This is a genomic window from Schaalia naturae, from assembly GCF_042665795.1.
Taxonomy (GTDB): domain Bacteria; phylum Actinomycetota; class Actinomycetes; order Actinomycetales; family Actinomycetaceae; genus Pauljensenia; species Pauljensenia naturae.
In genome coordinates, this window is the sequence record NZ_JBHTEF010000001.1 from 767868 (window position 1) to 788676 (window position 20809).

At 72.1% G+C, this 20809-nt stretch carries 16 protein-coding genes; 7 read left to right on the forward strand and 9 right to left on the reverse strand.

The genetic code is table 11. The annotated features are described in order from the left end of the window. Positions 1–23: 23 nt before the first annotated feature. From ACFQWG_RS03345 to ACFQWG_RS03360, 4 genes are all read left to right on the forward strand, one after another. Positions 24–248 (forward strand): hypothetical protein, encoded by a 225-nt coding sequence (locus ACFQWG_RS03345; RefSeq protein ID WP_380972094.1) that lies wholly within the window; start codon positions 24–26, stop codon positions 246–248. Between the two features lie 115 nt (positions 249–363). Beyond that, entirely contained in the window at positions 364–1665 is a 1302-nt protein-coding gene (locus ACFQWG_RS03350) for a hypothetical protein (protein ID WP_380972096.1), read from the forward strand. After that, positions 1649–2671, forward strand: coding sequence for a hypothetical protein (locus ACFQWG_RS03355; RefSeq protein WP_380972098.1), 1023 nt, complete (start codon positions 1649–1651; stop codon positions 2669–2671). Before ACFQWG_RS03350 ends, ACFQWG_RS03355 begins: the two co-directional genes overlap by 17 nt. 4 nt (positions 2672–2675) lie before the next feature. Further along, positions 2676–3614, forward strand: a complete 939-nt coding sequence (locus tag ACFQWG_RS03360; protein WP_380972100.1) for a tetratricopeptide repeat protein — start codon at positions 2676–2678, stop codon at positions 3612–3614. Between the two features lie 51 nt (positions 3615–3665). Here ACFQWG_RS03360 and glgB read toward each other — a convergent pair whose 3' ends face one another. The 4 genes from glgB to ACFQWG_RS03380 all read right to left on the reverse strand — a co-directional run bounded on the left by glgB (position 3666) and on the right by ACFQWG_RS03380 (position 11244). Continuing rightward, a complete protein-coding gene (gene glgB / locus ACFQWG_RS03365; RefSeq protein WP_380972101.1) occupies positions 3666–5849 on the reverse strand; it encodes a 1,4-alpha-glucan branching protein GlgB in 2184 nt (727 codons plus the stop codon). A gap of 75 nt (positions 5850–5924) precedes the next feature. Then, positions 5925–7403: a phosphotransferase gene (locus ACFQWG_RS03370; protein ID WP_380972104.1), complete on the reverse strand. Its 1479-nt coding sequence runs from the start codon at positions 7401–7403 to the stop codon at positions 5925–5927. Next, entirely contained in the window at positions 7400–9178 is a 1779-nt protein-coding gene (gene treS, locus ACFQWG_RS03375; protein WP_380972107.1) for a maltose alpha-D-glucosyltransferase, read from the reverse strand. The genes ACFQWG_RS03370 and treS overlap by 4 nt, the downstream gene beginning before the upstream one ends. After that, on the reverse strand, positions 9175–11244 hold the full coding sequence (locus tag ACFQWG_RS03380; protein ID WP_380972109.1) for a maltotransferase domain-containing protein: 2070 nt from the start codon (positions 11242–11244) through the stop codon (positions 9175–9177). Before ACFQWG_RS03380 ends, treS begins: the two co-directional genes overlap by 4 nt. Before the next feature lie 125 nt (positions 11245–11369). On the opposite strand from ACFQWG_RS03380, the gene glgP reads away from it, so the two are divergent. Next, positions 11370–13994 (forward strand): alpha-glucan family phosphorylase, encoded by a 2625-nt coding sequence (gene glgP, locus ACFQWG_RS03385; RefSeq protein WP_380972111.1) that lies wholly within the window; start codon positions 11370–11372, stop codon positions 13992–13994. 33 nt (positions 13995–14027) lie between these two features. Here the strand turns inward: glgP and ACFQWG_RS03390 are convergent, their stop codons facing one another. From ACFQWG_RS03390 to ACFQWG_RS03400, 3 genes are read right to left on the reverse strand one after another with little or no spacing between them, the layout of a single operon-like run. Further along, a complete protein-coding gene (locus ACFQWG_RS03390) occupies positions 14028–14831 on the reverse strand; it encodes an FAD:protein FMN transferase (RefSeq protein ID WP_380972114.1) in 804 nt (267 codons plus the stop codon). Positions 14832–14834: 3 nt separating this feature from the next. Next, complete coding sequence (locus ACFQWG_RS03395; protein WP_380972115.1) at positions 14835–15305, reverse strand: FMN-binding protein; 471 nt, start codon at positions 15303–15305, stop codon at positions 14835–14837. Between the two features lie 16 nt (positions 15306–15321). Continuing rightward, entirely contained in the window at positions 15322–16761 is a 1440-nt protein-coding gene (locus ACFQWG_RS03400; protein ID WP_380972117.1) for a ferredoxin reductase family protein, read from the reverse strand. 216 nt (positions 16762–16977) lie between these two features. Here ACFQWG_RS03400 and ACFQWG_RS03405 point away from each other — a divergent pair, with 216 nt between their 5' ends. Next, positions 16978–17658: a response regulator transcription factor gene (locus ACFQWG_RS03405; protein WP_380972119.1), complete on the forward strand. Its 681-nt coding sequence runs from the start codon at positions 16978–16980 to the stop codon at positions 17656–17658. Then, positions 17655–18662 carry a sensor histidine kinase gene (locus ACFQWG_RS03410; protein WP_380972122.1) on the forward strand — a complete coding sequence of 336 codons (1008 nt, stop codon included), beginning with the start codon at positions 17655–17657 and terminating at the stop codon, positions 18660–18662. Before ACFQWG_RS03405 ends, ACFQWG_RS03410 begins: the two co-directional genes overlap by 4 nt. Here ACFQWG_RS03410 and ACFQWG_RS03415 read toward each other — a convergent pair. Together ACFQWG_RS03415 and trpS are read right to left on the reverse strand one after the other, a co-directional pair. Then, on the reverse strand, positions 18652–19488 hold the full coding sequence (locus ACFQWG_RS03415; protein ID WP_380972125.1) for a VIT1/CCC1 transporter family protein: 837 nt from the start codon (positions 19486–19488) through the stop codon (positions 18652–18654). The genes ACFQWG_RS03410 and ACFQWG_RS03415 overlap by 11 nt on opposite strands. A 209-nt stretch (positions 19489–19697) precedes the next feature. Beyond that, positions 19698–20798 carry a tryptophan--tRNA ligase gene (gene trpS / locus ACFQWG_RS03420; protein WP_380972127.1) on the reverse strand — a complete coding sequence of 367 codons (1101 nt, stop codon included), beginning with the start codon at positions 20796–20798 and terminating at the stop codon, positions 19698–19700. Between the last annotated feature and the right edge of the window lie 11 nt (positions 20799–20809).

A 20809-nucleotide genomic window follows, 5' to 3' on the forward strand; every position in this document is an offset into this window, starting at 1 on the left:
TCGACATGGGCCGGTTGGCGTCGATGCCGCGGATTGAGACCGGGCGCGACGGGATCGAATACCATGTCCAGTACCTGGGCGCGGCATCGAAGGAGTATATGTGCCCCGGATGCCTGCATCCCGTCGCGATCGGGTCCTCCCATGTGGTCGTCTGGCCGGAGGAGGCGGCGTTCGGGGTGCCCACCGGCGTCGAGGCCCGGCGGCACTGGCACACGGCGTGCTGGCGGCGCGGCCTGAGGCCCTCATGAGGCTGCGGCCGGGGGCCTGTGGTGTGAGCCGCAGGCGGCGATGTGGGCACAGCGGGGACGAAGACCGTATCGTGGACGGAATGGGACGGATGAGCGAGCGCGAGGAGCAAACGACGTGCGACGCGTGAGGCAGTTCGGCGCGGCTCTGGTCGCCCTGGCGTTGGCCGTGGTGGCTGCGGTGGTGGGAGTCCTCCTGCTGACGGTGTGGAGGCCGGCCGACCAGGTCGTGGCCTCCGCGGCACCCGGGGAGCCCTATGTGATGACCCGGGACGGCGTGCTGCCCCTGCAGGGCGACGGCCGCCAGGTCACGGTCACCGTGGAGTCCGCCGACCCCGGCCAGGAGGTGTCGCTGGTCCTGGGGACCACGAGCGACGTCCTCGGATGGATCGGCGACTCCGGCTACACGGAGGTCGTCGGCATCGCCGAGGGATGGACGGACCTCAAGGTCGTCGACCACCCCGCCGAGCGCGAGTCGGCGGAGGACGCGCAGTCCGGCGGGACCGCGCAGTCCGGAGAGGACGCGCAGTCCGGGTCCCGGGAACAGTCCGGCGGCTCGGCCACATCGGCCGAGACCGCCCAGTCCGGGGAGGCGGCGGCCTCCCCGCTGGACAACGACATGTGGCTCGAGCGGGCCTCGGGCACGGGTTCGGCCTCTCTCACCCTGACGGACGTGCCGGCCGGACGGTCGGTGCTGGCTGCTGCGGAAGGGGCCCGGACGGCCCCGGGGATCACGATCGCCTGGGCGGTCCACCAGACGAACGGCGCGGCGATCGCGGCCTTCTCGCTGGCTGGCCTGTTCCTCGTCGTGGCGGCCGCCCTGTCCCTGCTCGAGCTGCGCACCCTGCGCCACCGCAGGAACCGTGCCCGGCAGCTGGCCGAGCAGGAGGCAGCGGACTCCACGGCCACCCAGCAGCTCCCAGTCGAGGAGGTCATGGCTCGTGCCGGCGCCCGCCCCGAGGGCGGGACCGGTGCCGGGGAGGCTCCCGGGGATGGCGAGGCGCGGGACGCGGAGGACGTTGGCGCCCGCGAGGCGCCGCCGGAGGCCTGGGAGGAGCCGGAGCCCGAGGAGTCGCCTGCGGTCGAGCGCAGCTCCTTGCTGGGGCGCCACGCCGCCGGTCCCGCCGGCGACGAGGACCCGCCCGAGACCGTGCCGACGGACTCCGGCATCATCGACGTCTCCGCGATCCGCGAGGGGATGGCCTTCCCCTCGCGGCGCGCCCTGCGGGAGGCGCGGGACCGCGGGGAGGGCCGCTTCGTCGTCGACGGCCACGAGTTCGACACGGGGGTCACCCGCGCGGTGCGGCCCCCCCAGGGGGAGGCGCCCCGCCACTCCGGCCGGACGGGCCGGTGGACCTCGCTGATGTCCTCATGGACGCGGCGAGCGCCGAAGGGGGACTCCGATGCGCAGGACTCGTGAACTCCTCGCCCTGGTGGCGCTGACGTCGGTTCTGGCCGTCACCGGCTGCTCGCAGGGGGAGCTGACGGCGCCCTCGGGCGCGGAGCAGTCGGGAACCGAGCAGAGCGGCACGCCGAACCTCGACTCGGCTCGCATCGACTCGGTCCTCTCCGACGTCCAGGAGACCCTCACCGCCGGGGACGCGGAGATGAGCGCCGACGATCTGAAGGCCCGGGTGGCGGACCCGGCGCTGCGGCTGCGCGCGGCCCAGTACGCGCTGGCCCGGGCGAAGGGGGCCACGGCGACCCCGTTGGACCTCACCGCCCAGACGGTGACGGTGACCAACGCGGCGTCGTGGCCGCGCGCGATCGTCGACATCGCCCAGGCCGACGAGGGCGACCTGCCGATCGTCTACGTCCTCCGGCAGGACGGCCCGCGGTCGGGCTACAAGCTGGTCAACTGGACGCGTCTGCTCGGCGGCACCTCGCTGACCACGATCTCGGCGGACCAGGGCTCGCCCTACGTCGGCGCCGACGCGACAGGCTTCGTCATGACGCCCGCGCAGGCGGTGTCCGCCTACGTCGACATGCTCAACGGCCAGACGGCGGGCGACGACCACTTCACGACCGACGAGTTCGCCCAGACCTACCTCGACGAGGCCGCGAGCATCAACCAGTCCGTGCAGGCCGCCGGCTCGGTCACCGCCGAGGCCGAGGCCCCCGACGATGACTCCGGGATCTCGGGCGTCGTCCTGAGGGACGGGTCGGCGCTGGTCGCCGCCTCGTTCACCTACACGCACACCTACGCCCGCACCGTCAAGGACTCGACGATGAAGCTCGGCGGGGCCGCGGCCCAGCTCAACGAGGGCGACGACAGCGTCATCGGCACGGTGACGACCCATTATCTCGTCACCGTGCTCATCCAGATCCCGGACCAGGACACGGGCGGCAAGGCCAGCGTCGTCGGCGCCGAACGCGCCATCGAGTCCGTGAGCCGGGACGACACGAAGAAGCCGGAAGGGGAATGAGACAGTGAGCGATCCTCACACGATCCAGTCGGGACAGACGGCACAGGCCAAGGCGGCGCACGCCGGGCCCGAGCAGGACATGAGCCACGTCGACGCGCACGGCGCCGTCGACCTCACGGCAGGGACCGGCGCCCAGCAGATGGAGCAGGATGACGCCGCGACCGTGCGGATCGACGTCCCGCTGATCGCCCAGTCCGATGAACAGGGGTTCAACGACGTCGTCTCGACCTCGCGCACCGTGCCGGTCGTCGCGGTCCTGTGGTCGCCGCGCACCCTCAACGCGAGGGCGGCCCTCGACGTCCTCGAGGGCGTCGCCCGCGAGTACGCCGGGCGCTTCCAGCTGGTCGAGATCGACGCGGACGCCTCCCCCTCGATCGTCCAGGCCTTCCAGGCCCAGTCCCTGCCCACCGTCGTCGCCCTCGTCGCGGGGCGCCCCGTCCCCATGTTCCAGGGCAGCGCCCTCAAGGAGCAGATCACGCCCGTCATCGACGAGCTGCTCCAGGTCGCCCAGCAGATGGGCGTCACCGGGGCCGTCGCGGTGACCGCCCGGGACACCGAGAAGCCCACGCCCGAGGACCACCTGCCGGCCCTGGCGGCGGAGGAGGCGGGGGACCTGGAGGGCGCGATCGCCGCGTGGGAGAACGCCATCGAGCACAACCCCCGTGACGAGGACGCGAAAGCCCACCTGGCGCGGGTGCGGATCGCGGCCCGGAGGTCAAGGCCCTCCTCGGGCGACGACCGGGCCGCCCAGGCGGACGCCGCCTTCGAGGCGGGGGACCAGGAGGGCGCTTTCGACCTGCTCCTCGGGATCATCGCCGAGTCCCGGGACCCCGACCAGCGCGAGAACGCCCGGGTGCGCCTGCTCGACCTGTTCCGTGTCGCGGGGAACACGGATGCCGTGCGCTCCGCCAGGCGCCGCCTCTCGACGCTGCTCCTGGCCTGAGCGCCCTCCCCGGACCGTCGAGCCGAGACGGCCGGGCTGGCGGGCGGCGGCTCAGTGGGCGCGGGGCGCCAGCCACACGGCGCCGAGCGGGGGGACACGCAGCTCGACGGAGGCCGGGCGCCCGTTCCACGTGACGGGCTCGGCGAGGAGCGGCCCGACGTTGACCACGCCGGAGCCGCCGAAGGACTCGTCGTCGCTGTTGAGGATCTCCTCCCACTCCCCGCCGAAGGGCAGGCCGACGCGATACCCCTCGTGGGGCGTCCCCGCGAAGTTCGCCACGCACACGAGGACGCGCTGCTGGCCGTCCGCGTCGGGTCCCTTGCGCAGGTAGGAGATGACGTTGTGATCCCCGTCGGAGGCGTCGATCCACTCGAAGCCCGTGTAGTCGTCGTCCCACAGAGCGGGCTCGGAGCGGTAGACCTGGTTGAGCCGGGAGACGAGGCGCTGGAGGCCGCGGTGGCGGTCCTCGTCGAGGAGCCACCAGTCCAGGCTGTAGGACTCCGCCCATTCCTGCTGCTGGCCGAACTCCTGGCCCATGAACAGCAGCTGCTTGCCGGGGTGGGACCATTGGTAGGCGTACAGGACCCGCATGTTGGCGAGCTTCTGCCAGTCGTCCCCGGGCATCTTGGCGTAGAGCGACCCCTTGCCGTGGACGACCTCGTCGTGGGAGATCGGCAGCACGTAGTTCTCCGAGAAGGCGTAGACCAGGGAGAAGGTCAGCTCCCCGTGGTGCCATCGGCGGTTGACCGGGTCCTCGCGGATGTAGCGCAGGGTGTCGTTCATCCACCCCATGTTCCATTTCATGCCGAAGCCCAGGCCGCCACCGCTGGTGGGGGCCGTGACGCCGGGCCATGCGGTGGACTCCTCGGCGACCATGACGATGCCCGGGTCGCGGCGGTAGGCCGTGGCGTTGGCCTCCTGGAGGAACTGGATGGCCTCGAGGTTCTCTCGGCCACCGTACTGGTTGGGCCGCCACTGGCCGTCCTTGCGCGAGTAGTCGAGGTAGAGCATGGAGGCCACGGCGTCCACACGCAGGCCGTCGACGTGGAAGTCCTCCAGCCAGTACAGGGCGTTGGCGACCAGGAAGTTGCGGACCTCTCGCCGGCCGAAGTTGAAGACGTAGGTGCCCCAGTCGGGATGCTCCCCGCGAAGGGGATCCGGATCCTCGTACAGGGGGGTGCCGTCGAAACGGGCGAGCGCCCAGTCGTCCTTCGGGAAGTGGGCGGGCACCCAGTCGAGGATGACGCCGATCCCGGCCTGGTGGAGCTGGTCGATGAGCCAGCGGAAGTCGTCGGGCGTCCCGTAGCGGGCGGTCGGCGCGTAGTACGACGTCACCTGGTAGCCCCAGGACCCGCCGAAGGGGTGCTCGGCCACGGGCATGAACTCGACATGGGTGAAGCCGGTCTCGCGCAGATAGGGGATGAGCTCCTCCGCCAGACCCCGGTAGCCCAGGCCCTGCCTCCATGAGCCGACGTGGACCTCGTAGACCGACATCGGGCGCGTGTGGGGCGTCCTGCCAGGTCGCGCCTCCATCCACGCGTCGTCGCCCCACTCGTGGAATCGGTCGGTGACGACGGAGGCGGTGGAGGGCGGGACCTCTGTGGCGCGGGCCAGCGGGTCGGCCTTCTGGAACCAGTTGCCCCCCGGACCCTGGATCTCGAACTTGTAGCGGGCGCCCACGTGGACGCCGGGGACGAAGATCTCCCAGACCCCCGACACGCCGAGCGAGCGCATGGACGTCGCCGTCCCGTCCCAGAAGTTGAAGTCCCCGACGACGCGCACGGCGCGGGCGTTGGGGGCCCAGACGGCGAAGGCGACGCCGTTGACGTCGCCCATCGGACCCGTGTAGCGCTTGACGTGGGCGCCCAGGACCGTCCACAGCTGCTCGTGGCGGCCCTCCGAGATGAGATAGGTGTCCATCTCTCCCAGCGTGGGCAGGAAGCGGTAGGGGTCGTCCAGGAGGGTCGCCTGATCCCCGTAGGTCACGCGGAGGCGGTAGTCGGGGACCTCGCCGAGCGGCAGCACCGCCACCCACACGCCGCCCCGCTCGTGGGTGGCCGCGACGGTGAGGCCGGGCGTCACGACCTCCACGGAGTCGGCCAGGTGGTGGACGGTGCGAACCGTCACGGACCCGTCGCCCAGGTGCGCCCCGAGCACGGAGTGGGGGGCGTAGTAGCTGCCCTGGGCGACCGCGTCGAGGACGGCCGGGTCGACGGGGATGGGGACGTTGTCCATGTCTCAATACTCCCACGTGGAGTGGGGCCGCGGTGCGGTTTGCTGGGGCATCCCGGCAGGCCGGCTCAGGCCGTCTCAGGCCGGCCCGGCGAGCGCCCCGAGGGCGGCCATCGGGATCGGGAGCCAGCTGGGACGCAGCCGGTGCTCGTAGACGACCTCGTAGGCGGCCTTCTCGATCATGAGCGCGCGGACGAGGACCAGGAGCCCGCCGTCGAACCCGTGGTCGTCGGTGTAGCCGGCGATGAAGGACGCCTGCGCGGCCCGGCTCCACTCCGGGTCCCCGCTGCCGCTAGGGGCCGTCCCCGCGGTGATGACGGGCAGCTCCGCCGTCGAGGCGGCCATCGCCCGGCCGCGCGGGGCGTGGCGGGCGGCCTGGGCGCTGGCGTAGTCGAAGGAGCGGAGCATCCCGGCGACGTCGCGCACCGCGAGGTCCGGGCGGCGGCGCTCCTCCAGGGAGCGCAAGGGCTCGCCCTCGAAGTCGACGATGTACCACCGGCCGTCGCCCCCGCGCAGCGTCTGTCCCAGGTGGTAGTCGCCGTGGATGCGGATGGCGGGCGGCAGCTCCCCGATCTGCTCGAGCGGGGCGACGGCGTCCTTGAGGCGGCCGAGCAGGTCCCCGGACAGCGCGTGGACCTCGGCGGCGGCCGCCTCGAGGTTGGAGCGGATGCGGCAGGCCAGCTCCGCGGCGGAGGGAGGGCCCCCCAGCCCGAAGGCGTCGGCGAGATGGCGGTGCATCTGCGCGGTGAGGTCCCCGAGCTCGCGGGCGGGACCGGTGGGATCCTCGCCGGCGCGGGCGAGGTCGACGAAGAACTCGAAACCGTCGCGGGCGCCCTCGACGAGGACCGAGGCGATCCCGGACACGGCCTGCTCGGTGCGGCGGGCGGAGCCGTCTCCCGCCCCGGGGAGCGGCACCGGCAGCTCGAGGTGGGCGAGCGGGGGCGGAACATGGGCCCATCCCCGGCCCGCCAGGGCGAGGGGCTCCTCGAGATCCGGATGGATGCCCGGCATCACCGCGCGCAGGCACTTGAGGATGACGCCGCTGCGCAGCACGTCGGCCCCGGCGCCGCCGGCCCCGTCGGCGGGCGGGGGGATGACGATCGAGGAGTTCGACTGCTCCCCGGTGACGGGTCGGGCGTCGTCGGCGCGGGTCAGCAGCGACGCCTCGAGCGCGGCCGGGTCGGCGATCCCCTCTCCCAGGGTGCCGGCGGACGCCGCGGCGCGGATCCAGGCGCGCAGGAACGAGGGGTGGAGCACGCCGTCGACCAGCCAGGCGTCCCTCACCCTGGCGATGACGCCGAGGCCGCCTGGCGGGGCCGTGTCGGTGTAGACCAGCGGCACCTGGATGGTCTGCGAGCCGACGCGGATCCATGAGATCCACACCGGATCCAGGGCGGTGCCGCCGTCCCAGTCAGGTGGCGCGGAGTAGGCGGAGACGTCGAGGTTGTCCAGCAGCTCGAGGCTCGCGCCGGGGTCCGCCGGGAACCACCTCTGCGCGTGCGCCCACTCGTCGATGACGGACAGCACGTCGATGTCCGGGGGCCATGATGCGCTCACTGTTCCTCCTCGTGAGGTTCCAGGAACGTCACGGCGAGCCAGTAGAAGCCGTGGCGTCCCAGGGTGATGTCGACGGTCTCGTCCTCGCGCACATCGGGGAACGGGTTCCCCGTGGCCAGGTCCGACAGATGCCATCCGGCCATGCCGGGCAGCTGGATGCGGGCGGCGCGGGGATTCGTCGCGAGGTTGTTGACGCACAGGATCGTCTCGGACTCGTCGCGGCGCAGGAAGGCCAGCACCGAGTCGTCGGAGGTGGCCAGCACCGTCATGGAACCGATCCCGAAGGCCGGGTGGGCGCGCCGCGTCGCGAGCATGAGCCGCGTCCAGTTGAGCATCGAGGTGGGCCGGGTGCGGTGCTCCGCCACGTTGACGGCGCGCTGGTCGTAGGTCGGGTTCGAGATGATCGGGAGATAGAGGTCCCGGGGGTCCGCTGTCGAGAACCCGGCGGAGGGCGTCGCGTCCCACTGCATCGGCGTGCGCACCCCGTCGCGGTCGTTGAGCTGGATGTCCTCGCCCATGCCGATCTCGTCGCCGTAGTAGAGGAACGGGGAGCCGGGGAGCGACAGCAGCAGGGCGTTGGCCAGCTCGACCTCGCGGCGCGAGCCCTCCAGGAGCGGCATCAGCCGCCGGCGGATGCCGACGTTGGCGCGCATCCGCGGTTCGGGCGCGTACCACTGGTACATGCGGGCCCGCTCCTCGTCGGAGACCATCTCGAGGGTGAGCTCATCGTGGTTCCTAAGGAACGTTCCCCACTGACCTCCCTGAGGCAGAGGCGGGGTCTCGGCGAGGATCTCGCGCAGGCCGTGGCTGGACTCCTCGCGCAGCGCGGCGAAGATCCGCGGCATGACGGGGAAGTGGAAGCAGATGTGGCACTCGGGGGCCTCATCGGTGCCGAAGTAGGCGACGACCTCGTGCGGGGGCTGGTTCGCCTCCGCGATCATGACCGTGCCGGGGAACTCCCGATCGACCATCTCCCGCAGGCTCGCGATGTAGCGATGGGTGGCCGGCAGGTTCTCGCAGATGGAGCCGTCCTCCTCGAACAGGTAGGGGATCGCGTCCAGCCGGAACCCGTCGACCCCCGTCGAGCACCAGAAGCGCACGACGTCGCGCATCGCCTCGCGCACCGCCGGGTTCTCGAAGTTCAGGTCGGGCTGGTGGCTGAAGAAGCGGTGCCAGTAGAACTGCTGGCGCACCGGGTCCCACGCCCAGTTCGAGTCCTCGGTGTCGACGAAGATCACGCGCGCGTCCAGATACTCCGAGGGACGGTCGCGCCACACGTAGAAGTCCCCATAGGGCCCCGACGGGTCCTGCCGGGAGGCCTGGAACCACGGGTGCTGGTCCGAGGTGTGGTTGAGGACCATGTCGACGATGATCCGGATGCCCCGCGAGTGCGCCTCGATGACGAGCGCGCGGAAGTCCTCCATCGTCCCGTAGCGGGGGTCGATGCGCGTGTAGTCGGAGATGTCGTACCCGCCGTCGGCCATCGGCGAGTCGAAGAACGGGGGAATCCACAGGGCGTCGACCCCGAGCCACTGGAGATAGTCGAGCCGGCCGATCAGGCCGCGGAAATCCCCCAGGCCGTCCCCGTCGGAGTCGGCGAAGGCGCGGACGAGGACCTCGTAGAAGACGGCGCGGCGGTACCACTGGGGGTCCTCGGCCACCGGGGGCAGCGGGGCGGCGCCCGCCCGGGGGCCCGAGGGCGGAGCGGGCTCCGGGACCCGGACCGGGGGGATCGCCCCGGCTGTCGCGGCCTCCGATGAGGATGGCGTGCTCATCGCTTCTGCTCCCAAGTGGTGGCGGGCGTGGCCTCGACGGCCATGACATGGGCCAGGCGGGTCCAGGGCCCGAGCCGGACGTAGTTCGAGGGGCCCCAGGAATAGGAGCGGCCGTCCAGCTCGTCGACCAGGGGCAGGCGGGCGTCCCCCAGCGCGGAGAGGTCCACGGTGCCCTCGACCTCCTGACGGGGATCCAGGGACAGGACGACGATGACGGTGTCGTCCCGCCCCGAGGGGGTGAAGCGGCCGTCGACATGCCGGGAGAAGCACAGCAGCGAGGGATGGGAGGTGGGGTGGATGCTCAGCCGGTGGAGCTGCTGGAGCGCGGGGTGGGCGGCCCGCGCCGCGTTGAGCAGGCCGAGCAGGCGGGGGATGCCCGTGGGCTCGGCCTGCGACCAGTCGCGCGGCCTGTACTCGTACTTCTCGTTGTCGTTCGGCTCCTCGAATCCGGGGCGCTGGACGCCCTCGGCGAACTCGTAGCCGGAGTAGATGCCCCAGGTGGGCGACCCGGTGGCCGCCAGGATCGCCCGGATCGCGAAGACAGCCGTGCCGCCCGCGGTCATCTGCTCGGTGAGGATGTCGGGGGTGACGGGCCAGAACGCGGGGCGCAGCAGGTGGGCCGTCTCGGTGGAGACCTCGCGGAGGTAGTCCTGGATCTCCTCCTTGGCGGTGCGCCACGCGAAGTACGTGTAGGACTGGTCGAAGCCCACGGCGCCCAGCGTGCGCATCATGGCCGGCCGTGTGAAGGCCTCGGCCAGGAACAGGAGGTCCGGGTGGGCCCGGTGCATCTCGCGCATGAGGCGCTGCCAGAAGCGCACGGGCTTCGTGTGGGGATTGTCCACGCGGAAGATGCTCACCCCGTGGGACGCCCACAGCTCGATGAGGTCCCAGACGGCGCGGTAGATCCCCTCCGGATCGTTGTCGAAGTTCAGGGGATAGATGTCCTGGTACTTCTTCGGGGGGTTCTCCGCGTAGGCGATCGAGCCGTCGGCGCGCGTCGTGAACCACTCGGGGTGTTCCGCGACCCAGGGGTGGTCGGGCGAGCACTGGAGGGCGAGGTCCAGGGCCACCTCCATCCCCAGGCCGCGGGCCCTGCCCACGAAGGCGTCGAAGTCGTCGAAGTCTCCCAGATCGGGGTGGAGGGCGTCGTGCCCGCCCTCGGCCGAGCCGACGGCGTAGGGCGAACCCGGGTCCCCGGGTCCGGCATGCAGGGCGTTGTTGCGTCCCTTGCGGAAGGTGGTGCCCACGGGGTGGACGGGCGTGAGGTAGACGACGTCGAACCCCATGCCCGCGATGCGCGGCAGGTCCTCCGCGGCCGTCCTCAGTGTGCCGGAGACCCAGGAGCCGTCGGGGCGCTGGACGGCGCCCTCGGAGCGGGGGAAGATCTCGTACCAGGACCCGTGGACGGCGCGAGGGCGGGCGACGTGGAGCGGATAGGTCTCGGTGTGCCCGTACAGGTCGCGCAGCGGGTGCGCGGCCAGGACGTCGCGCACCTGGGGGGACGTGGCCGCCGCGAGCCGCTGCTGGGCGGAGCGGTCCCCGTCCCGGGCCGCTGCGGCCGCCTCCAGCAGGACGGAGCGCCCGGGTTCGCCGGGCGCGCTCTGGGCGGGGTTGCGCTCCGCACGCCCGGAGGCGGCCCGCTCCAGCAGGAGCGCCCCCTCCTCGAGCATGAGCTCGACGTCGATGCCCGCGCCGATCTTGACGGTGGCGTCGTGGCGCCAGGACGCGTAGGAGTCGGACCACGTGTCCACGCGGAAGCCCCAGGGGCCCGTGGAGTCGGCGCACACCCACGCTTCCAGGCGGTCCAGGCCAGGGGCGATGTCGGCCATGGGGGTGCGCGAATGGACACAGCCGCTCGGGTCGATGAGCACGGCCTCGGCGGCGAAGGCGCCGTGCCCCTCCCGGAACACCGTCGCGCGGACGGGGAACGGCTCGCCCTGGGTCGCCTTGGCGGGAAGGCGCCCGCCCTCCACGACGGGGAACAGCTCGAGGGCCGGGATGCGCGGGAGGTCCGGCGCGTCGAGCACGTGGGGGAGTCGGACCTGATCGGGACTGGTCGTGTTCACGCCCCCAGCCTAGTGGGCGACCGCCGGGCGATGTGGCTTGCGGCACACGCCGGCGGCGGGCCGGATGCCCGGGATCCGCGCGGGCAGCTGTTCCGCTGGGGGACCGGCCCCGATATGCTTCAGCCGTGAGAGCAATTCGACGTTTTACGGTGAGAACCGTCCTGCCCGAGGCGCTGGCCCCCCTTGACATCCTGGCCCGCAACCTGCGCTGGTGCTGGCACGCCCCCACCACCCGTTTCTTCGAGTCGCTGGATCCCGCCGCCTGGGATCGCGTCCACGGTGACCCCATCGCCCTGCTGGGAGAGATCGGCACGGAGCGGTTCGCGCAGCTGGCCGCCGACGCCTCGGTCGTGGACCGGGCGAGGGAGCTGGCGGAGGACCTGGACCGCTACATGAAGGAGCCCCGCTGGTACCAGAGCGGCTTCGCCGCTCCAGGCAAGCCGAAGGCCATCGCCTACTTCTCCGCGGAATTCGGCATCACGGCGGTTCTGCCCCAGTACTCCGGCGGGCTCGGCATCCTCGCCGGCGATCATCTCAAGAGCGCCTCGGACCTCGGGGTGCCCATTGTGGGCGTCGGGCTGCTCTACGAGTCCGGGTACTTCCGCCAGTCGCTGTCGCGGGACGGGTACCAGCGAGAGACCTACCCCCTCATCGACCCCAACAACATGCCGCTGACGCTCCTGCGCGAGTGGGACGGCACGCCCGCCCGCGTCTCGCTCCCGCTTCCGGGGGAGCGCACCCTCAACGCCCAGGTGTGGGTCGCCGAGGTCGGCCGCGTCCCTCTGCTGCTGCTCGACTCCTCGATCCCCGACAACGATCCGGTCTCGCGCAATGTCACGGACCGGCTCTACGGCGGCTCCAAGGAACATCGCATGGAACAGGAGCTGCTGCTGGGAGTGGGCGGGGTCAAGGCCCTGCGGCTGTACTCGCGGCTGACCGGCGCTCCCGCCCCCTCGGTCTACCACTGCAATGAGGGCCACGCCGGGTTCCTGGCGGTCGAGCGGCTCCGCGAGCTCATGGAGGGCGAGGAGCACCTGGACCTGGGCACGGCCATCGAGGCCGTGCGCTCCGGCACGCTCTTCACGACGCACACGCCCGTCCCCGCGGGTATCGATCGCTTCGACCGCGGTCTCGTGACGCGATACCTGGACGCGATGCCTCTGCCGGGGGTGCCCACCGAGGAGGTCGTCGCCCTGGGCAACGAGTCCTACGAGGGCGGGGACCCGTCGGTGTTCAACATGGCGGTCCTCGGCCTGCGGATGGCGCGTCGCGCCAATGGCGTGGCGAAGCTGCACGGCAGGGTCTCCCGCCAGATGTTCGCCTCGCTGTGGGCGGGCTTCGACGTCGACGAGGTGCCGATCACCTCGGTGACCAACGGCGTCCACGGACCGACCTGGCGGGCCCCCGCCTTCCAGGAGATGGCGGAGCGCTATCTGCCCGCCCCGGAGATCGAGTCCGGCGGCGGATGGCTGACCCCGGCGGAGAACGGCGGAGTGCCCGACGACGTCCTGTGGGCGACGCGGCGCGAGTTGCGCGAGCGCCTCGTCGCCTCGGCGCGCCGGCGCGTGCGCTCCTCGTGGCTGGAGCGCGGAGCGTCCCCCGCGGAGCTGGGATGGGTCGACAACGTGCTCGACCCGGATGTCCTCACCATTGGGTTCGCCCGCCGCGTCCCGACCTACAAGCGCCTCACGCTCATGCTCGACGACCCGGAGCGGCTGACCCGTCTGCTCACGGACCCCGAGCGCCCGATCCAGATCGTCGTGGCCGGGAAGTCCCACCCCGACGACGAACCGGGCGTGGGCCTCATCCAGCGCCTTGTCCAGTTCACGGACGATCCCCGGGTGCGCGAGCGCATCGTGTTCCTGCCGGACTACGACATCGCGATGGCCCAGACGCTCATGCCCGGATGCGACGTGTGGCTGAACAACCCGCTGCGCCCCCTGGAGGCCTCGGGCACCTCCGGCATGAAGTGCGCGCTCAACGGCGCCCTCAACCTGTCGATCCTCGACGGGTGGTGGGACGAGATGTACGACGGCGCCAACGGCTGGGCGATCCCGACGGCCGACGGGGTGGAGGATCCCCAGCGGCGCGACCGCATCGAGGCCTCGGCCCTCTACGACCTCATCGAGGGGACGGTGGCCCCGAGGTTCTACGACCGCGATGGGCGCGGCATCCCGCGCCGCTGGATGGAGATGATGCGCCACACGCTCAGCGACCTGGGTCCGAAGGTCCAGGCGACCCGGATGGTCCGCGATTACGTCGAGCGGCTCTACGTCCCGGTGTCCGACGCGCACGACGTCCTGGACGTCCCCGGGCACGAGGCCGCGCGCTCCCTGGCGTCGTGGAAGGCGAAGGTGCGCTCGCAGTGGGGGGAGGTCCGCGTCGACTACGTCGAGGCGCACCTGCCCGACGTCGCCCAGATCGGGGACTCCGCGGAGATCACCGCCCAGGTGTCGTTGGGGGCGCTGAGCCCGCAGGACGTGACGGTCGAGGTGCTCGCCGGGCGTGTCGGCGCCGACGACGAGATCCACGACTTCTCGACGACCGAGCTGCCCCCGGTGGACGCCGTCGGGGAGGGACGCTGGGTCTTCCGCGGGTCTGAGGCCCTGGAGGTCGCGGGTCCCTTCGGCCTCGCCGTGAGGGTCGTGCCGCGCAATCCGCTGATGGCCGCCCCCACGGAGTTGGGCCTGGTCGCGGTGGCGGCGCCGTCGACGGTGACCTCGGAGCAGCACACGAGCTTCGGCGACTGACCCGGCCGTCGCGCCGCCGGACACGTCCTCGTCTCAGGCGGGGTCCAGGACCCGGGACCCGGCCCAGCGTCGGCACCGGCCGTCCTCGGCGACGAGCAGGCCGGACACCGTGCCTGCGTCGCGGATCCAGCCGAGGTCATCGGCACCCGCGACGACGGCCACGGTCGCCCACAGGTCGGCGGTGGTCAGCCCGTCGGCGACGACGGTCGCAGACGCCACCCCGGTCACGGGCTCCCCGGTGCGCGGATCCGTGATGTGCCGGCCGCGCTCGGCGGGACCGGAGGTGGCGACCGCGCCCTCGCGCAGGGTGAGAGTCGAGATCAGGGAGCCGCGGTGGAACGGGTCCGCGATCCCGACGCCCCACTCCCAGCCGGCGTCCGGGGCTGTGAGCAGCTGCATGTCCCCGCCGGCGGAGATACCGACAGCCATCGTCGACGGGTCCTCCAGGAGGGGCGCCAGGTCGAGGCGTGCGGCCTCCTCGACTGCCCAGCCCTTGACCAGACCCGTCGGGTCGAACGAGCCGGTCCTCCAGGCATCGAAGCGCCCACCCGTGCGCGAACGGGCCCCCAGGCAGAGGTCCGCCATCTCACGGACCTCGGGCGCGGCGTCGCCGGCCGCCAGCTCGCCGCGGGCCATCCGGCTGATGTCGGAGTCCGTCCGGAAGGGGGAGAACACGCGGTCCGCGCGGCGCAGGCGCGCGAGGGCCCGGTCGACGGCGTCGCCCGCGCGCGGGGGGGCGGAGACAGGGTCGTCGGTGACGACGCGGATGCTGACGGCCGTCCCCATGACGTCGGCCACGCGGACCCAGCCGCGTCGGGCGTCGGGCGTGAGCGGCATGGCTCAGTCCCTCGCCTGGTCGAGCGCGCTCTGGAGGGACGTGACGTATCCCTTCGAGGTGAACGTCGCGCCGGAGACCATCTGGATCGAGGCACTGCCCGTCGCGACGGCCTCCTGGCCGAGGACCGGGATCGCGGAGGCGCTGATCTGCTCGGTGTGCCGGTCGCCCGAGGGGGCGGCCACGGCATCTGCCTCGGTGAGGACGCCGCCGCTCACGACGATCTGCACCTGGACCGTGCCGTAACGGGTCGACACCGCCGAGCCCGTGTACGTGCCGTCGGTGAGGCCGGTGCCAGGGGTCGTGGAGGTCGTCGACGGGGCGGAGGACGGGGCGGACGCGGAGGGCGCCAGGGCGGAACCGGAGGCGGTCGGGGTGCCCTCCCCGGCGTCCGCGAGCCCCGACGAGGCGCGGAAGCTGAGGACGCTCAGGGTCAGCGTCACGAGGGCGAGCAGGGAGTAGATGGTTCGTCTCATGGAGATCTCCTCGGTCTCACAGGTCGAAGGCCTCGACGTGGACCCGGTCGGGGTCGACGCCTGCGCGGTCGAGGTCCGCGCGCACGGCGTCCATCCAGGGCCCGGGGCCGCACACGTAGACGTCGCGCTGATGAAGGTCCGGGACGGTCGCGGCGAGCAGTCCGGCGCCGTCCCTCCGGTCGGAGGACTCCGGCAGCCAGGCCGACCCGTGGTGCGCCCTGCGCCCGTCCAAGCGGAGGTGGGCGAGTCCCCGGTTCTGGACCAGGGTCGCGATCGGGTCCTGGAGCAGCGCCTGGTCCGGGTCGGTGTCGCGGGTGATGAGCGTCGCGTCCCCGGGTCGGTACGGCAGGCCCTCGAGCAGGGACACGAGGGGGGCGACGCCCGCTCCGGCGCCGATGAGCAGGAGCTTGCCGCCGCGTCGGCGCTCGCCCGTGAGATGCCCGTAGGGGCCCTCGATGAGCACGCGCGTGCCGGGAGACAGTCGGGTGAGGCGCAGGGTGCCGTCCCCGACGATCCTGGCGGTCAGCGTGAGACGGCTGTCCGTGGGACGCGAGGATATCGAGAATGGGTGTCCGGCGCTCCATCCGGGCCCGTCGAGGAAGCGCCAGACGAAGAACTGCCCGGGTTGGGTCCCCATCCGGTCGAGTTCATGGCCGTCGAGGAGAACCGTGACCCCTCGACTGCCGTCGGGGACCACCGCGCGCACCGTGATCCGGTGGCGCAGGGACCGTCCCAGGGGGACGAGGACCCGGAAGACGGCGACGGAGAGCACCGCCAGGGCCCACAGAGCCCACCAGAAGGCGGTGGCCACCGGCGAGGAGAGGAAGTCCGCGCCGGTGGACAGCTGGTGGGGCAGGACCAGGAGGACCGCGGCGTATGACCCGAGATGGAGGACGTGCCAGAGCTCGTAGCGGAGGCGCCGTCGCGCGACCCGGATGGAGACGGCGACGACGAGGAGGAGCAGAACGGTCCCCAGAGCGGCGGGGACCATGTCCGGGAAGCCGGTGATCATGGCCCAGAGCTCGGCGAGCGGGCCTGTGGCGTTCGCGCCCGCGTCGCCCACGACGACCAGGGCGATATGGGCAAAGAACAGCCAGAACGCCCAGAACCCGGTGAGCCGGTGGGCCCGGGTGAGCGCGTCGTGGCCGAACGCCCGCTCGAACAGGGGGATGCGGGCCATGAGGAGGACCTGGAGCAGGAGGAGGTCGGAGGCGACCAGCCCGGCGAGGCGGCCCAGGGATGTCCACGCCGTGGCGCCGCCGCCGAGGACCGTCTGCAGGCCGCCGCCGCTGATCCACAGGTCGACGACGAACAGGCCCGTCGCCCACACCGCGGTGACGCCGGCCAGGCGCCAGGCCTCGGCTCGGCGCGGTCGCCGCGAGGCCGGGGCGCCCGATGGGGCTCGGCTCGCGGGCCGAGCCCCCGGGTCGCCGAGAGGGTGCGCATTCGATGTCATGTCGCCAGTGAAAGGGGTGGTTCCCCAGACTTCGCCAAGAATCCGGCATTCCGAGGGTCCTGACAGGGAACTCACATCCGGCGCTGATGCCGCGCACAGGCGACGGCACCGGCGTCAGACGGGACGGACGAGCGGTCTGGACTAGGCTGAACGGATCAACGGGCGCCTGCCGCGCCGGCGCGGAGCCTGCGACGGAAACCCCGGGAAGGGGACGGCATGAACCGGTCGGCGGGGACGCAGCTCCCGCGTCTGCTGCTCATCGAGGACGATCCCGACATCGGGGAGATGACCGCCGAGACGCTGTCCGATGTCTACGCCGTCACCTGGGACCTGGACGGCGAGCGCGCCCTGCAGGACAGCCTGCGCGCCCACTTCGACGTCATGGTCGTGGACCGTCGGCTGCCGGGGATGGACGGAGTGGCGTTCATCGCGGCCCTGCGCCGCGCCAGGATCACCACCCCGGTCCTCATGCTGACGGCGTTGGGGACCCTGGAGGACCGGGTCTCGGGCCTGGACGGCGGGGCCAACGACTACCTGGTCAAACCCTTCGAGTTCGAAGAGCTGACGGCCCGCCTGCGCGCCCTGCGACGGGGGTTCCGCGCGGAAGGGCGCCGCCGTGAGATCGGGGACTGGACCTTCCTTCCAGACACCGCCACCATGTACTCCCCCGTGGGGGGCCGCGTCCAACTGACGCCCACGGAGGCGGCGCTGGTGGATCTCCTGTCCCAGAGCCCCGAGCACGTCTTCTCGCGCGAGCAGATCCTCGATGCGGTGTTCAGCCCGGAGGACTCGCCGGGCACCGTCGACACCTACGTCCATTACGTGCGCCGCAAGACCAGCCGTGACGTCATCGAGACGATCCGCGCTCGGGGCTACCGGCTGGGGGAGGCGACATGAGGATCGAGGACGACGAGGCCCGGGTGCGCCGGTCGGCGCGCTCGGTCGGGGTGATGGTCGGCCTCACGTCAGCGGTGGCGACGGTGGGCGGCGCCGCGGTGCTGGTCGGCGTCCTCGCCGGACGGTCGCATCACGAGGGCGCCGAGGGCGGCGATCCGCGGGCGAGGGGAGACGGTGGCGGGCATCTGGTGGTCGACCTCGACGAGACGGTCCTCCTGGTCGCCCTCCTCGGCCTCGTCGCGATCGTGCTGACCGCGTGGGTCGCCTGGATGGCCTCGCGACGCGCGGTCGCGCCGCTGGCGGAGGCGCTGCGGGTGCAGCGGCACTTCGTGGCCGACGCCAGTCACGAGCTCCGGACGCCGCTGACGGTGCTGAGCAGCCGTGTCCAGACCCTCGAACGCCGTCTGGAACGAGGCGAGCCCGTCGACGGCGTCGTCGCGCGGCTGCGCTCCGATACGACAATGATGGCCGAGGTCCTCGACGACCTGCTGCTCAGCGCCGAGGAATCGGAGGGCGCGGCCGGCACCGCTGCGGTCGCGTCGACCGTCCGGGCGGCGGCCTCCTCGATGGAGGGCCTCGCGTCGGCGTCCGAGGTCCGGATCGCGATCGCGGTCACCGGCGATGCCATGGTCGCGATCCCTCGGGTCTCCCTCTCTCGCTGCGTGGTCGCCTTGGTGGACAATGCGATCCGGCACTCGCCGCCCAGGGGCGTGGTGGCCGTGTCAGCGGCGTCCGGGAAGGACGGCGCCGTCGAGATTCGCGTGGGAGATCAGGGCGCCGGCATCCGCGGGATCGATCCGGAGCGGGTCTTCGAGCGCTTCTCCCACACGGCGGATCGCCAGGGGCATCGGAGCTTCGGGCTGGGCCTGGCGCTGGTCCGCGACGTCGTGTCGCGCGCCGGGGGGACGGTGGCTGTCGAGAGCACGTCCGCGGAGGGAACGACGTTCCTGCTCCGTCTGCCCCGCGCGTCCGCCGCCGGCCGGGGGTGCTCCGTCAGGCGCTGACTCCGAAGACATGGCCGATCCCGTAGGTGAATGCCAGGGCAGCGGAGCCGCCCACGAGCAGCCGGAGCACGGCGCGGGTCCGGGGCGCCTCGCCTAGCCAGGCGCTCACCCATCCCGTGACGGCCAGGGCGACCAGCACGGCGACGATCGTCGCCGGGATCCGCACGCTCGGGCCCAGGGCGAGCATCGTGAGGAAGGGGAGAAGCGACCCCGCCACGAAGGCGACGAGGGAGCTGAGCGCGGCGGCCCATGGACTGGTGAGATCGTGGGGGTCGATGTTGTGCTCCGTGGTGAGATGGGCGCCGACGGCGTCGCGCGCGGAGAGCTCCTCGGCCACGGAGCGCGCCGTGGCCGAGGAGAGGCCCTTGGACTCCCAGATCGACGCCAACCGGTCCAGCTCGCCGGCGGGGTCGCGGGCGAGGTCGACCTCCTTCTCCACAGCCAGTTGGCGCTCGGTGTCACGCTGAGTGGACACCGAGACGAACTCGCCGACGGACATCGAAAGGGCCGCAGAGACGATGCCGGCCGTTCCGGCGATCGCGATGGCGGTCGTGTTCGCGGGGTCCGCGGCGGCGACGCCCACCAGCAGGCCGGAGATCGAGACGATCCCGTCGTTCGCTCCCAGCACGCCCGCCCTCAACCAGTTGAGGCGCTGAGTGATTGAGCCCCCGCCGAACGGCTCCTGGTCCTCGTGCTGGGCGGCGTCGGTGTCGGCCGGGAGATGGCCGACGCGCCGGAGGCGAGAGGCGCGGAGACGGTCCTCTTGGAGGCAAGCGAGGAGGCCGCTGACGACGGGGCCGGTGCGGACGGTGCTCGAAGCGCTCATGGCTCGAACGTAATGGCAGGTCAGAGGGCATTTCCATGAAGGAAAGGCGCTCCTGGGGGGAATGAGGAGCGCCTCAACACCTCACCTGGACCTGCCGGGAGGCGGGTCGGAGGTCCCCGGTGGCGGGGCGGATCTGCGCAGATGTCCATTCCGGGTGCGCGTCCGTGCACATCCATGCGTCCCCGTCCGGTGGCGCGGGGACGCGCCGCTCAGTAGTCCATCTGCATGGCGGAGCGAACCTCGGCCAGCGTGCGGTCCGCCTGCTCGTTGGCGGTCGAGTTGCCGTCGTGGAGCACGTCGAGCAGGTGCCCCGGATCGGCCACGAGGTCCGCGCGACGCGCGCGGATGGGCGCCAGCATCTCGTTGAGGGCCTCGATGACGAGCTTCTTCAGGGCCCCGGCCCCCGCGCCGCCGATCTCCTCCGCGATGTCCTGGGGCGTGCGGCCCGTGGCCAGGGCGGCCATGAGCAGCAGGTTCGAGACCTCGGGGCGGTTCGCAGGGTCGTAGGTGATGACGCGGTCGGCGTCGGTCTTCGCCTTCCTGAGGACCTTCGCGGTCTCGTCGGCCGTCATCCTGATCTCGATGGTGTTCCCACGCGACTTGGACATCTTCGTCCCGTCCGTTCCCAGGATGTGGGGGGCCTCGGAGAGGAGGGCCTCGGGCTGGCGGAAGATCGCGTGGTCCGCCTGGGCGCGCCCATAGCGCTTGTCGAAGCGCTGGGCGATCGCCCGGGTCTGCTCGAGGTGGGGCAGCTGGTCCTGCCCGACGGGCACGACGTTGGCCTTGCAGAACAGGATGTCGGCCGCCTGGTGGACGGGGTAGGTGAGCAGCAGCCCCGTCATCGCCCGTCCGCCCGTGGCCTCCAGCTCCGCCTTGACGGTGGGATTGCGGTGCAGCTCGGACTCGGTGACCAGCGAGAGGAAGGGGAGCATCAGCTGGTTGAGCGCGGGCACGGCCGAATGGGTGAAGATCGTGGTGCGTTCGGGGTCCAGTCCGCAGGCGATGTAGTCGGCGAGGAGGCCGAGCACGCGGTCCTTGAGCGGGCCCACCCCGTCGCGGTCGGTGATGACCTGGTAGTCGGCGATGAGCGCCCACGTGTCCACGCCCCGATCCTGCAGGTCCACCCATTCGCGCAACGTCCCGAGGTAGTGCCCGATGTGGAGCGATCCCGTGGGCCTCGCCCCGGTCAGCATCCGGAACCGCGAGGGGTCCCGGGTGATCGCGGCGTCGATCTCGGCGGATCGCGCCCGCGTCCGAGCGAGCGACGCCTCGGTGGTGGAGTCGGCAAGAAGGTCTTCGCTGGTGGTCACCCGGACAGTCT